This window comes from Pseudomonas putida (assembly GCF_002906855.1).
Taxonomy (GTDB): Bacteria; Pseudomonadota; Gammaproteobacteria; order Pseudomonadales; family Pseudomonadaceae; genus Aquipseudomonas; species Aquipseudomonas putida_N.
In genome coordinates this window covers 1,092,727-1,105,639 of the sequence record NZ_MINI01000038.1, presented here as the reverse complement: position 1 = coordinate 1,105,639, position 12,913 = coordinate 1,092,727, and the positions used below count along the sequence as shown (strand labels likewise).

The 12,913-nt window shown below is 61.9% G+C and carries 11 protein-coding genes; 4 read left to right on the top strand and 7 right to left on the bottom strand.

All coding sequences use genetic code 11. The annotated features are described in order from the left end of the window. Positions 1-13 precede the first annotated feature (13 nt). The gene (locus BGP85_RS17715; RefSeq protein WP_103449173.1) at positions 14-1,141 is read right to left on the bottom strand and encodes a polysaccharide deacetylase family protein; all 1,128 of its coding nucleotides are present in this window, start codon (positions 1,139-1,141) and stop codon (positions 14-16) included. 137 nt (positions 1,142-1,278) lie between these two features. On the opposite strand from BGP85_RS17715, the gene yaaA reads away from it, so the two are divergent. After that, on the top strand, positions 1,279-2,058 hold the full coding sequence (gene yaaA, locus BGP85_RS17710) for a peroxide stress protein YaaA (RefSeq protein WP_103449171.1): 780 nt from the start codon (positions 1,279-1,281) through the stop codon (positions 2,056-2,058). Here the strand turns inward: yaaA and BGP85_RS17705 are convergent. From BGP85_RS17705 to BGP85_RS17680, 6 genes are all read right to left on the bottom strand, one after another. Beyond that, positions 2,043-3,296 carry an efflux RND transporter periplasmic adaptor subunit gene (locus tag BGP85_RS17705; protein WP_181004535.1) on the bottom strand — a complete coding sequence of 418 codons (1,254 nt, stop codon included), beginning with the start codon at positions 3,294-3,296 and terminating at the stop codon, positions 2,043-2,045. The two genes, yaaA and BGP85_RS17705, sit on opposite strands and share 16 nt — an antisense overlap. After that, complete coding sequence (locus BGP85_RS17700; protein ID WP_103449167.1) at positions 3,289-4,752, bottom strand: TolC family protein; 1,464 nt, start codon at positions 4,750-4,752, stop codon at positions 3,289-3,291. The genes BGP85_RS17705 and BGP85_RS17700 overlap by 8 nt, the downstream gene beginning before the upstream one ends. Continuing rightward, complete coding sequence (locus BGP85_RS17695) at positions 4,745-5,917, bottom strand: ABC transporter permease (RefSeq protein WP_103449165.1); 1,173 nt, start codon at positions 5,915-5,917, stop codon at positions 4,745-4,747. The genes BGP85_RS17700 and BGP85_RS17695 overlap by 8 nt, the downstream gene beginning before the upstream one ends. Then, positions 5,910-6,575, bottom strand: coding sequence for an ABC transporter ATP-binding protein (locus BGP85_RS17690; RefSeq protein ID WP_103449163.1), 666 nt, complete (start codon positions 6,573-6,575; stop codon positions 5,910-5,912). Before BGP85_RS17690 ends, BGP85_RS17695 begins: the two co-directional genes overlap by 8 nt. Next, positions 6,572-7,357: a hypothetical protein gene (locus tag BGP85_RS17685; protein ID WP_103449161.1), complete on the bottom strand. Its 786-nt coding sequence runs from the start codon at positions 7,355-7,357 to the stop codon at positions 6,572-6,574. The genes BGP85_RS17690 and BGP85_RS17685 overlap by 4 nt, the downstream gene beginning before the upstream one ends. Positions 7,358-7,451: 94 nt before the next feature. Further along, positions 7,452-7,892: a hypothetical protein gene (locus BGP85_RS17680; protein WP_103449160.1), complete on the bottom strand. Its 441-nt coding sequence runs from the start codon at positions 7,890-7,892 to the stop codon at positions 7,452-7,454. Between the two features lie 929 nt (positions 7,893-8,821). Here BGP85_RS17680 and BGP85_RS17675 point away from each other — a divergent pair. The 3 genes from BGP85_RS17675 to BGP85_RS17665 all read left to right on the top strand — a co-directional run bounded on the left by BGP85_RS17675 (position 8,822) and on the right by BGP85_RS17665 (position 12,908). Continuing rightward, positions 8,822-10,138 (top strand): nucleotide sugar dehydrogenase, encoded by a 1,317-nt coding sequence (locus BGP85_RS17675; protein WP_103449158.1) that lies wholly within the window; start codon positions 8,822-8,824, stop codon positions 10,136-10,138. 84 nt (positions 10,139-10,222) lie between these two features. Next, the gene (locus tag BGP85_RS17670; protein WP_181004534.1) at positions 10,223-11,704 is read left to right on the top strand and encodes a glycosyltransferase family 2 protein; all 1,482 of its coding nucleotides are present in this window, start codon (positions 10,223-10,225) and stop codon (positions 11,702-11,704) included. Positions 11,705-11,741: 37 nt separating this feature from the next. Then, the gene (locus BGP85_RS17665; RefSeq protein WP_103449155.1) at positions 11,742-12,908 is read left to right on the top strand and encodes an alginate biosynthesis protein Alg44; all 1,167 of its coding nucleotides are present in this window, start codon (positions 11,742-11,744) and stop codon (positions 12,906-12,908) included. Positions 12,909-12,913: the final 5 nt, after the last annotated feature.

Sequence of the window (12,913 nt, the reverse complement as noted above, 5' to 3'; positions counted from 1 at the left end):
AAAGTCATACCCTCTATTCGCGATACGCGTAATCACGGCAGTCTTCCCAGCCGATCCCGCTCTGCACCGTGTTGTGCAGCAACCACTCGACCGCCGGCTGCGCCTTGGGCAGGCTGTCATGGAACTGGATCACCCCCTTGCGCCATAGCAGCATCAAGGTCAGCACCCGCTGGGCCGAAGCGTCGGCAGTCAGCGGGCCATCATCCTGAGCGTCGATATCCCATAGCGAAACCCTTAGCTGCTGGCTGGCCATGAACGCTTCTCCGTCAGCCCGACGCTGGCCGTAGGGCGGGCGGAACAGCGGCACGTATTGCGCTGGCAGGTCGGCCTGGACCCGCCCCTGGGCGCGCTTGATCGAGTCCTGCCAACCCTGCCACTGGGCGTGGGAGCGATATTCCCACCCCTGGATGCCCACGCATTGGCCGGCGTAGAGCTGGGCCAGCGCATTGGCCGCGCCGGTATCGCGCCGCTGCTGCAGGCGATTGCCCAAGACAAAGAAGGTGCCCTGCAGCTTCTGCTTGCGCAGGTATTCGGTCAGCGCATCGGTGCTACCACCATCGGGCCCCGGGCCACCGACGAAGGTCAACAGGAACATGCGGTCGTTCAGTTCATCGCCATTGCGCTCGCGGCTGGACAGGCGCTCGACCTCACTGCTGGTCTGCGGCAGCAGCGCGGCCTTGCGCAGTTGCTCATCCAGATAACGCACATGAAACTGATGACTGGGCTCGATCCAACCGGTATAGAACGTGCCGACATCGGTAGCGAATGTCGCTGCTCTGGTGCGCAAGTCAGCCATGGATTCGAGCAAATAGCAGAACGAGGCGTCCTGCTCGCAACTGCGCTGGGCCTGCTGATAGCCCTGCCACAACCGCTGCCACATCTGCGCGCGCACGGCGCGAACCTTCTGCAGGTTGATCTGCCTCAGCCCCAAGCGCGCAGCCAATGCACCATCGTCGAGCAGCTCGCTTTCATGCAGCACCTGGGCAAACGACAGGATCTCGGCCCGCGAGGCGACGTCGAACAGCACCGGGCTGTCCAGCTGCTCGGGCCACTGGCTGCGGTCCAGGCTGGCCGACGGCATGGGGGCGGCCTGGGCGGCCAGGCTCAACAAGGTGGCCAGCAAGGCCCCGGCAATGCGCACGATCAGTCTCTCCGTGACAGCCAAAACGCGCACTATAACGCCTGCTTTGGCGATGGTCTGTGACTATTGTCGCCATAGTTTGGCGTTACCGGCCGCGATCCGTAGAATTCCCCGCAACGATTCCAGGAGCCGACCCGATGCTGACGGTGATTTCCCCCGCCAAGACCCTCGACTACGACACCGCGCCGGTGACCGAGCGCTTCACCCTGCCGCAATACCTGGACGATTCCCAGGAACTGATCCTGCAGCTGCGCGAGCTGTCGCCGGCGCAGATCAGCGAGCTGATGCACCTGTCCGACAAGCTAGCCGGCCTCAATGCCGCGCGCTTCGGCAGCTGGACCCCGGACTTCACCCCGGCCAACGCCAAGCAGGCACTGCTGGCGTTCAAAGGTGACGTGTACACCGGCCTGGATGCCGAAACCCTCGGCGAGGATGATTTCAGCTATGCCCAGGAGCACCTGCGCATGCTCTCCGGCCTGTACGGCCTGCTGCGCCCGCTCGACCTGATGCAGCCCTACCGCCTGGAAATGGGCACCAAGCTGGCCAATGCCCGCGGCAAGGACCTGTATGCCTTCTGGGGCACGCGTATCAGTGAATGGCTGAACCAGGCGCTGGCCGACCAGGGCGACGACCTGCTGCTGAACCTGGCCAGCAATGAATACTTCAGTGCGGTGAAACGCAGCGCGCTCAAGGGGCGGGTGACCAACGTCGACTTCAAGGACCTGAAGAATGGCCAATACAAGATCATCAGCTTCTACGCCAAGAAGGCTCGCGGCATGATGAGCCGCTTCGTGATCCAGGAACGGGTCAACGACCCGGAGCAGCTCAAGCGCTTCGACGTGCAGGGCTACTACTACAGTGCCGAACAGTCGAAGGCCGATCATTTGGTATTCCTGCGCGATCATCCAGCCGATTGATCGATGCCGGAGCCGCCTGGCGGCTCCGGCGGTATCAGCACGTAACCACTCTCCAGCCCCTGAACTTCGACACCCTGCACCCCCGTCGAGCCTGGCGTGACAGGCACTTTACGCGGTGCCTGGCCTTCATCGGCCCGGAACAGCACATAGGTGCGCCCGGCCTCGTCCACCTGCAACGCCTGCGCAGGCACCACCATCGCCTGCTCCTGGCGGTGAAGCACCAGCGCCAACTGCGCGCTCATGCCCAGGCGCAAGCCCAGTTGCAGGGCCGTAGCCGGCAAATCCACACTGACTCGCAGGTCGTACCAGGCCCCCTGCCCTGTGTCGTCTCTTGCTTGCATGGCAATCCGGTCGATGCGGCCTGCAAACTGCTGCCCCGCGATGACGGCCTCGACCTGCATGCCTTCACGCACCTTGGCCAGATCGTGCTCCTCCAGCCTGGCCACCACCTGCAAGCGCTCCAGGTCGACCAGGGTCAACAACGGCATGCCCTGGCTCACCGCTTGCCCGACATGCACCTGCCGGCCAGCGGGGCCGGCATCCGTACTCACGGGTAAGAGCACGCCGGTGAAAGGCGCCTCGATCACCTGCTGCTCACGCATTCTGGTCAAGACCTGCCAGCGCGCTTGCGCATTGTCCAGCTCCATTTCCGCAATCAGCAACGCATCGCCCTGCCCCCGCGCACGCGTCAACAGCAACTCCTGTTCAGCATCCAGCAATGCCTGACGCTGCGTCTGGTGCAGTTGTTCGAGGCTGGCGACTTCCATACGGGCGACGATGCCACGCTCGAACAGACGCCGGGTGTCCTCCAGGCTCGCCTGGGTGGCCGCCAGCGCGGCGCGGGCCGCTCTTACAGCGCGCAAGCCTCGCGCCACCTGCGGGCCGCTTTCCCAGGTACGCAACTGCAGAAGCTGCTCCTGGGCCTTGAGGCGCTCGGTTCGGGCCTGGCGAAGCTGGATGTCAAGCTGAGCAGTCTCGAGGCTGATCAAGGGTTGGCCCGCTTCAACGCGCTGGCCATCCTGGGCGGGTATTGCAGCTACCACACCATCGAACGGAGCGCTCAATGTCACCTGGCGGGCCGCCTGCAGCCTGCCCGCCAACCCCAGACGGCTTTCCAGCAATTGCGGTTCGACACGCAGCCACGTCTGCTCGGGGGGCTGAACTGCGCTGGGCCAGATCATCATCGCCAATTCGCCACACATCACCGCGACGGCCAGCCAACAGCCCCGCTTAATCATTGAGGGCCACCTCCCAGTTGGCCAAGGTGGTCCCCACGACCTGATCGAGGATGACTTGCGCATCCAGGTACGCGATCGTCGCTTCAAGCTGCATGCTTTGCGTCTGACGCAGATCATTTTCGAAACTGAGCACCTGAAAATTGCTCGAGCGCCCTGCCGCGAGCTTTTGCTGTTCGATTTCCAGCTTGCGCCGGGTCAGGGCCAGCGCACGCCTGGCGATCTCCAGTTGCCGCCAGCGGACCTGGAGATCGCGTATTGCCGTACTCACCTCGCGCTGAAGCTGCTGACGGGATTCGGCCAGGCGCAAGCGCTGGTTCTCCACCTCAACCTTGGCCCGCACCTGCGCCTGGCGGCGGCTCTGGTCACCGATCGGTATCTCCAGCTCCAGCCCTAGGTAGTGCTCCCACGTCGCCTCACTGCCGGGACGTTCCCGGGCCTGGCTGGCCCCGCCGATCAGTGACAGATCCCACCATTGCGCGTTGCTTGCGACCTGCAGCTCGATGGCCGCCTGTTCGGCCGCCAGCCGCTGCATCAGAAACGCCGGCTGCAGCGCTTCTGCCTTGGCCTGGGCCTGCTCGGTGCTCACCTGCTGATGCTCGGCCAGCAGCCGCTCCGCGGCCCGTAACGGTGTCGCAAGGTCCAAGGCCAGCAATTGCGCCAGGGCCACACGGCTATGCTGCAGCTGGTTGCGGCTGCCTTCGAGGGCCAGCTCCTGGCTGGCGACCTCGGCTTCTGCCTGCACGACTTCGAAGGCTGCCATGCGCCCGGCAGCGATCAACGCCCGGTTCACCTCCACCAGCTGACGGGAACGCGACAGGCCATCTTCGGCAATATGCAGTTGCTCCTGTGCGCGCAGCAGATCGCGGTACGACAGCAGGGTCCGGGTAATGACTTGGGCCACGTTGTCGGCGAGCGTCAGACGGTTCGACTGCTCCGCCAGGTAAGCCTGGCGCAGCGGCGCGCTGGCGATGTCCCGCCCGGCGCCGCGCAGCAATGGCTGGACGATCATCAGGCTGGCGCCATCCCGATACCGCCGCCCCGCCCCATCGGCTTGTGTATGCCCGTAGCCCCACTCCAGGTTGAGGCGCGTACCGTATTGGGTCAGCAGGCTGGCGCTCGGGGCCAGCTGCGCCTCCCGGTAGCGATCGGCATGATTTCGATTGCCCAGGTAGCGGGCCTTGAGCGACAGCTGCGGGGCGAACCGGTCATGGGCCACGCGCAGGTCGAATTTTTGCGCGACACGCTCAAGGTAAGCACTGCGGATCGCCCGGTTGTCGCGCAGGGCCAGGGCAACGGCATCGGCCAGGTCGATATCCACAGGTTCACTGTGCAACGCCGACAAGGCACTCACCGAGCCACCCTGATGCAAGGTCGGACGGGAGGGCTGCAAAGCGCTGTCGGCCAGGCCGAACAGGGGCAGTGACCAGGCGCAGGTCATCGCCAGCCACTTACTCATCACGCAAGGCGACGACAGGCTGAAGCCGCGCCGCAGATAGGGCGGGCTGCAAACCGAAGAACAACCCCAGGGTCAGTGATACGCCCATGCTCGCCGGAAGCGACCTTGCATCGAGCGCAAGATCCCACCCTGAAACCCGGGCGAACAACCACGCGGCCGCCAGGCCAAGCACTGCGCCCAGCAGCGCTCCGGCCACCGACAACAGCAACGCCTCAAGCAGGAACTGCCAGGCGATATCGCGACTGCGCGCGCCCAGGGCCATGCGCACCCCGATTTCGCGTCGGCGCTGGGTCACGTTCATCACCATCACATTCATCACCCCGACACCCCCCAGTAGCAGGGCAACGGCGGCGGTGCCGGCCAGCAGCCCGGTCATCACCCGTGACTGGCCGGCCATACCTTCGAGCATCTGCCTGGGTAACTGGACATCCACGTCATGCTGCGTGAGCCTGGCGCGCAGATGGCGTTCCAATGAACGTGCAGCCTGGGTGAGGGTTGAGGCATCGATCCCTTTCGCGATCAGCGTTGCAACCTCGGGTACCGGGCTCAAACGACGCGTGCCTGGCAAAGGCATCAGAACGCTATCGTCGAAATTGACCGGCAACATCGGGTTGTAGCCACGTGGCGCGAGCACACCGACCACATCGAACAGATAGCTACCCAATTGCACTCGGTCACCCGGCCTCACCTGCAACCGCGCCGCCAGCGAAGCCCCCAGCAGCACATGCGCGGCCTGGTCATCGTAAGCAGACAGCGAGCGGCCGCGGGCTGCCTGAAGGTCGACGACCTCGAACAGCTGTGCAGTGCTGCCTGCCACCATGGTCTCGATGCTTCCCCCGTTGAACTGCACAGCGAACACACCAGCTGCCAAGGGGGCCACAGCTCGGATGCCCGGCGGCAACTCGAAAGGTTGCAGACGCACGGGCGCGCCGCCTTCGACCGTGGCTTTCAGGTTGACGACCAGCAATTCGCTACCCAGCCCCTGGAACAATTGCCGGGCATACTGTGCTGCGCTGTGGCCGATATTCATCAGGGCCACCAGTGCGGCACAACCGACTGCGATGCCAAACAGCGCAAGCCAGGCCCGGGCACCAAGCTGCCGAACGCTGAACAGGGCCTCGCTGAAGCGTTGCGGCCAGCCTGGGCCGTAGGCGGCTTCAGGCATCGAATACGCCACCGTTGCGAACCAGCAGGCAGCGATCCATGCACTGCGCCATGGCCGGGTCGTGCGTCACCATCAGCAGCGTCATGAACTGCTCCCGGTTCAACGTCGTGAGCAGCTCGATGATGTCCTGCGCCGTGTCACCATCCAGATTGCCTGTGGGCTCATCGGCCAGCAGAATCCGTGGTTCCGTAACCAGAGCCCTGGCAATTGCCACTCGCTGCCGCTGGCCGCCGGAGAGGTCGGCCGGGTGATACTTCGCACGAGGCGCCAGGCCGACTTTCTCCAACTGGACCTTGGCGATCTGCCGAGCCGACGCCAGGCGGATGCCGCGGTAGCTCAACGGCAGCGCAACATTGTCCAGCACGGACAGTCGGGGCAGCAGGTTGAAGCTCTGGAACACGAAACCAAGCAGGCGATTACGTGTAATAGCACGCTGATCGGCATCGGCCTGGGCTACCTCACTCCCATCCAGTACCAGGCGCCCGTGACACGGCTGGTCAAGGAGACCGATCAGATTGAGCAGTGTGCTTTTGCCAGAGCCGGAGGCACCGACGATGGCGCAGGATTGGCCTGCGGGAAGGGAAAACGATACGTCCTGGAGGACGGCTTCACCTCCCAGCCTACGTGTGACGCCGTGCAGGGCAATAATCGAGGTCATCCCTTGCTGCCCCCCTTGCCAATGGCATCAGAGGTGGGATCAAACGGCACTGAGGACGAGGTTTCTTCCGTTTTCCATTGTTTGGCAATCAGGTCGATCAATGAAGTATTGGACGCTGGCCACTCTACCTCCTGCAGGGATAACTGCATCATGATATTGGCCTCGTAGTTCCCATATTCGGCCACTTCTATAGGCGGTAGTGAATTATAAAAATCAAGAATTTCGCGCAAGCCCTGATCAGTACGCCCCGTCAATTGATATTCAGCATTCATCTTGCCAATGATGGAGTGGGCCCACTGATTGTGCTGATCTGTTTTTTCCATCAATGCAGCACGGCGCTCACTTACGGTAAAGGCTCCGCTCTCATCATGTACAATCAAGCTAAGTTGTTCACGAGGCAGCCCTTTGAAGGGATTTTCTCCTCTTCCCTTGGCAAAATCATTCGCCTGCCGTGCGCGTTCACGCCACTCCTCATCATGCGTATCAGGCAACTGCGAGTCATAAAAATCCTTTGCTAATGAGTAGCTTAGACCGCCAAGCCGATCCATGATCCTTGCAGCCAGATCGGCCAATTCCTGGCGTGAAAGACGGCTGTCACGCTGCGCCGCCAGCTCAGCGGCAGCACTCAGTTTCTTGGCCAGACTTGATAGCTGCTCATCTGAGCTGTCCGACTGTGCGATGGGAAGTTGGGTGTTCAGAGTACTCGCTTTATCCGCCTGCCTAATAGTTTGCAGCGCGCCTGACTCACTACGCGCGACGGAACGACCGTTGATGGCATCCATTAATCAAACCCTCTCAAGCACATGATCCCGATACAGTTGCTAAACACATGCACTGCCTTGAGTTAACCAAAGCAGTGCACTGTTCGCCTGACTGTCACTTCATGGTGAATTCAGCTTTCCATGAATAATCTGCGGCAGTACTGGTGATCGTGGCCGTACAGGTCGCCCCTCCACTCGGGGTGGCCGTTTTGGTCCACTCGGGCTGTTTGATGCCTCCAGGTAACGTTCGCATCTGGAATGTCGTACCGAAAGCACAGGTCTTCCCGCCGATCGTGTACCGGATCATGGCTGCATTCACATCCGGGCTGACAACCCGCTGAACGCGCATAGGAGTCGACGATCCAGCCTGGATTGTCTTGGAGGGTTTTGGGTTGGCTATCTGGTAGGTGCTGGTTTCATTGGAGGTCACCAGCTTCATCGTCGCGGCTTGCGTGCCAAGATTCTTGATGATCACTTCAACGGGGGGACCCGCCTGCACCATGCCAGCCAGCAGCAGCGATGCCCCGCCGATCACTACCTGTGTTGTCTTCTTCATAAGCTTTCTCTCGCCTCTTCCATGTGATTGATGGATGAGACGCCCGCGGTGGCCAGCGGCCCGAGGTTGCCCAAGACGCTCCTTCGTACATGAACAGCTCCACAGAGCGTCCAAAGGGGGTAACGGCAGTCGCCGGAAAAGCCTTAGCTTGTGTGAGGCCTTTGTGTGTTACCGGATATGTGCCAACCTGTGCCCCATTGCAGGGCGATTGCAAATAGCCTTCAAGTCAATAGTCAGGCGCCAAAAACCCGACGATTACCCGTCTATCGCCAAACGTCATAAGACCGTTCGTGCTTTTTTGACGAATTTTGAAAAATATTTTTTCATGGTGGCATAACAACACCGCGCTTCACTCTCGTCCTTTATAACTGGGGGTGAAACTGTGACGTGCTATCAATTTGAAAGTATTTGCTACTGAAAAATTATTTAGAAATTTTTCATCGAAGCGGAACCCGCTCAGGAACTTCTCCTGCGACCTATCGCTCATAGTGCCGTAACGAATTTCCTGCCCCTGGGGTGTGAGAGATGACTTACAGATGACAACCAGCAGGTATTACTACCCGCTTCGATAACCTGGCAAGTGCAACGGGAACCCCCACTGGCACTGCCAACCGAGGAGTAACGCGCCCCTTTAAACTCGTCCTAGTGGTTGATTTCAAAGGATTTTTCCACTTGAAAGAACAAGCACAGCAAAGCACCAAGTAGCGCTTTGCAATAAAGACGGCTGCATGACAGGGCACGCCTTTTAAAGACTGGCTTAATACTGCCAACTTTTAGTGCACAACTTTGTGCGCGACGGATTTATTCATGCCTGCGCTCGGCGAAGTGAGCTTTCGCCCATGGATCCGTGCGCCCGAAAACTGTTGTTAATCAACCCAGTCCGGCTCTTTCCGGAAGAGCTGGCGTGATAAACACATGAGGTGATAGCGATGCGTATCAGCATCTTTGGTTTGGGTTATGTGGGTGCGGTGTGTGCAGGCTGCCTGACGGCGCGGGGCCATGACGTGATTGGTGTGGACGTGTCCAAGACCAAGATCGACCTGATCAATCAGGGCAAGTCGCCGATCGTCGAACCTGGCCTGGAAGCACTGCTGCAACAAGGCATCGCCAACGGCCGCCTGCGTGGCACCACCGACTTCGCCGAGGCCATCCGCGCCAGCGACGTGTCGATGATCTGCGTCGGCACCCCGAGCAAGAAAAACGGCGACCTGGGCCTGGAATACATCGAGTCGGTGTGCCGCGAAATCGGCTACGTACTGCGCGACAGCGATCGTCGCCACACCATCGTGGTCCGCAGCACCGTGCTGCCGGGCACCGTGAAGAGCGTGGTGATCCCGATTCTCGAAGACTGCTCAGGCAAAAAGGCCGGCGTCGACTTCGGCGTGGCCGTCAACCCGGAGTTCCTGCGTGAAAGTACCGCGATCAAGGACTACGACCACCCACCGATGACCGTCATCGGTGAACTGGACAGCGCCAGCGGTGACGTGCTGCAAGCACTGTACGAAGAACTCGACGCGCCGGTCATTCGCAAGCCGATCGAAGTGGCCGAGATGATCAAGTACACCTGCAACGTGTGGCACGCCACCAAGGTCACCTTCGCCAACGAGATCGGCAACATCGCCAAGGCCGTCGGCGTGGATGGCCGTGACGTGATGGACGTGGTCTGCCAGGACAAGGTGCTGAACCTGTCGCAGTACTACATGCGCCCTGGCTTTGCCTTCGGTGGCTCGTGCCTGCCCAAAGACGTGCGTGCTCTCACCTACCGCGCCGCGTCCCTCGACGTCCGTGCACCGCTGCTCGACTCGCTGATGCGCAGCAACGAATCGCAGGTGCAGAACGCATTCGAGCTGATCGAAGCCCACGACAAGCGCAGGGTCGCCCTGCTCGGCCTGAGCTTCAAGGCCGGCACCGACGACCTGCGTGAGAGCCCACTGGTCGAACTGGCCGAGCGCCTGATCGGCAAGGGCTACCAGCTGGATATCTACGACGAGAACGTCGAGTACGCCCGCGTCCATGGGGCGAACAAGGAGTACATCGAGTCGAAGATTCCGCACGTCTCGTCGCTGCTCAACGCCGACTTCCAGAAGGTCATCGCCAACGCCGACATCATCGTCCTGGGCAACCGTGACGAGCAGTTCCGCGCCCTTGCCGAGCAAGCGCCGGCCGGCAAGCAGGTGATCGACCTGGTCGGCTTCATGGGCAAGCCGACCTGCACCACCAGTCGTACCGAAGGCATCTGCTGGTAAGTGCTCGACCGGGCAGCGGGGTGCTCTTGCAAGAGCGGCACCTGCGCTGCCCACCCTTTCCCGAATTCTCGACGGATGCTGAACATGCAAAGGCTCCAGACTGTGCTGTTGCAGTGCGCCGGGTGGCTGCTCTACATGAGCCTGCTCATGCTGATCGCCCTGGCCCTGCCAGCCGATATCTTCGACTCGCAGTCGAAGCACTTCATCTTCCTGGTCGGCGCAGTCGGCATCTGGCGCTATTCCATGGGCGCCACCCATTTCATCCGCGGCATGATCTTCCTCTACGGCGTCTACCCGTACCTGCGCCGCAAAGTACAAAAGATGGGCGACTCCGCCGCGCCGTCGCATGTATACCTGATGGTCACCAGCTTCCGTATCGAAGCGCTGACCACTGCCCAGGTGTACAGCTCGGTGATTCGCGAGGCGATCGAATGCGGCTATCCCACCACCGTGGTCTGCTCGCTGGTGGAAATGTCCGATGAACTGCTGGTGAAGAGCCTGTGGGCCCGCTACAACCCGCCCGCCCACGTCAAACTGGACATCGTGCGCATCGCCGGTACCGGCAAGCGCGACGGCCTGGCCTACGGCTTCCGCGCCATCTCGCGGATGCTGCCGGACGAAAACGCCGTGGTCGCGGTGATCGACGGCGACACCGTGCTCGGCGAAGGCGTGGTACGCAAGACCGTGCCGTGGTTCAAGCTGTTCCCCAACGTCGGCGGCCTGACCACCAACGAGTTCTGCGAAGTGCGCGGCGGCTACATCATGAGCGAGTGGCACAAGCTGCGCTTCGCCCAGCGCCACATCAACATGTGCTCGATGGCCCTGTCCAAGCGCGTGCTGACCATGACCGGGCGCATGTCGATGTTCCGCGCAAGCGTTGTGACCAACCCCGAGTTCATCGCCGACGTCGAAAGCGACTCGCTGATGCACTGGCGCCTGGGCCGCTTCAAGTTCCTCACCGGTGACGACAAGTCCAGCTGGTTCAGCCTGATGCGCCTGGGCTACGACACCTTCTACGTGCCGGACGCCGCGATCAACACGGTCGAGCACCCGCCGGAAAAGAGCTTTCTCAAGGCCAGCCGCAAGCTGATGTACCGCTGGTACGGCAACAACCTGCGGCAGAACTCCCGTGCCCTGGGCCTCGGCCTGCGCCGCCTGGGCCTGTTTACCAGCATCGTGCTGTTCGACCAGCGCGTGTCGATGTGGACCAGCCTGCTCGGGCTGACCGTGGCGGTGATCGCCAGCCTCAAGTTCGGTATGGCGTTCCTGCTGGTGTATCTGCTGTGGATCGGCATCACCCGCCTGATCCTCACCATCATGCTGCTGTGCTCCGGCCACAACGTAGGCCCGGCCTACCCGCTGATTCTCTATTACAACCAGATCGTCGGCGCGCTGATGAAGATCTACGTGTTCTTCCGCCTCGACAAGCAGTCCTGGACCCGCCAACCGACTGCCCTCAAGCGTGACCTCGCCAGTTTTCAACAATGGTTCAACACCTGGTCCTCGCGGACCATGACCTTCTCGGCTGCCAGCATCTTCGTCGCTGTGCTGTTCATGGTCGTGTGAGCCCAACCCGGATCGGAACTAACAGGAACAAACCCAGATGAATACCGCCGTGAACGTCAACGTCGTGCATGAGTCCGAAGCCCAGCGCCAACACGCCCGAGTGCGCATCCCGGCCAAGCTGCGCTTCCTCGACAAAGAGCGCCAGGCCCACGATGTGAAGGTCGACGACCTCTCCGCCGGTGGCCTGAGCTTCCACACCAAACAGCCACTGTCGGTCGGTGAAGTACTGCGCGGTCGCCTGCAGTTCACGGTCGACAACCTCGGCCTGTCGATGGACATCGAGTTCCAGGTGCGCGGCTACAACAGCGGCAGCGGCCGTACCGGTGCGCAGTTCCAGAACCTCGAACCCCGCGACATCGCCACCCTGCGCCACATCATCACCAGCCACCTGTCGGGTGAGTTGATCACCGCAGGCGACGTACTCAGCACCCTGCAGCGCGACAACTTCACCAAGGCCCGCAAACAGAAGGATGGGGGCTCCGGCCTGTCCGCCTTCGGCCGGCTCAAGGCGGTGACCGTGACCCTCGGCGTGTTCGTGGTCGGCGTGGCCGCGTTCGGCTTCGTCGCCAAGTCGCTGTACGGCATGTACTTCGTCAGCCATGCCGAAGCCGGCGTGGTCGCCGTGCCGACCACCACCGTCACCATGCCGCGCGACGGTACCGTCAACAGCCTGGCCGAAACCGGTGGGCAGATCGTCAAGGGCGCGCCGCTGGCCAGCTTCACCACCAGCATGCTGGACATGCTCAAGGGCAACCTGGACGACTCGCAACTGGAGCCGGCGAAGATCGAGGAGCTGTTCGGCAAGCAGCTCTCCGGCACCCTCACCAGCCCTTGCGATTGCGTGATCGCCCGCCAACTGGTGGACGACGGCCAGTACGCCGCCAAGGGCCAGCCGATCTTCCAGCTGGTGCCGCGCACCACCACCCCGATGGTCGAGGCGCGCTTCAGCTACCGCCAGTTCGACGAGGTCAAGCCAGGTACCCGGGTCAACTTCCAGGTGGCCGGCGAAGACGACGTGCGCACTGGCCAGATCGTCAGCAGCGCCAGCCTCAACAGCGATGACCTGGCCTCCGACATCCGCGTGCAGATCAAGCCCGACAGCGCCCTGCCGGCTGAACTCGCCGGCCGCCCGGCCGCGGTCAACAGCGACCGTGGCCCTTCGCTGAACTGGCTGATCGACAAAGCCGTGGCCCGTGGTCTGTAAGAGGA

Bases quoted from the DNA above. Each gene is read 5' to 3' on its own strand.
- yaaA (WP_103449171.1), top strand. From the start codon at position 1,279: ATGCTGACGGTGATTTCCCCCGCCAAGACCCTCGACTACGACACCGCG.
- BGP85_RS17705 (WP_181004535.1), bottom strand. From the start codon at position 3,296: ATGATTAAGCGGGGCTGTTGGCTGGCCGTCGCGGTGATGTGTGGCGAA.
- BGP85_RS17700 (WP_103449167.1), bottom strand. From the start codon at position 4,752: ATGAGTAAGTGGCTGGCGATGACCTGCGCCTGGTCACTGCCCCTGTTC.
- BGP85_RS17695 (WP_103449165.1), bottom strand. From the start codon at position 5,917: ATGCCTGAAGCCGCCTACGGCCCAGGCTGGCCGCAACGCTTCAGCGAG.
- BGP85_RS17690 (WP_103449163.1), bottom strand. From the start codon at position 6,575: ATGACCTCGATTATTGCCCTGCACGGCGTCACACGTAGGCTGGGAGGT.
- BGP85_RS17685 (WP_103449161.1), bottom strand. From the start codon at position 7,357: ATGGATGCCATCAACGGTCGTTCCGTCGCGCGTAGTGAGTCAGGCGCG.
- BGP85_RS17680 (WP_103449160.1), bottom strand. From the start codon at position 7,892: ATGAAGAAGACAACACAGGTAGTGATCGGCGGGGCATCGCTGCTGCTG.
- BGP85_RS17675 (WP_103449158.1), top strand. From the start codon at position 8,822: ATGCGTATCAGCATCTTTGGTTTGGGTTATGTGGGTGCGGTGTGTGCA.
- BGP85_RS17670 (WP_181004534.1), top strand. From the start codon at position 10,223: ATGCAAAGGCTCCAGACTGTGCTGTTGCAGTGCGCCGGGTGGCTGCTC.
- BGP85_RS17665 (WP_103449155.1), top strand. From the start codon at position 11,742: ATGAATACCGCCGTGAACGTCAACGTCGTGCATGAGTCCGAAGCCCAG.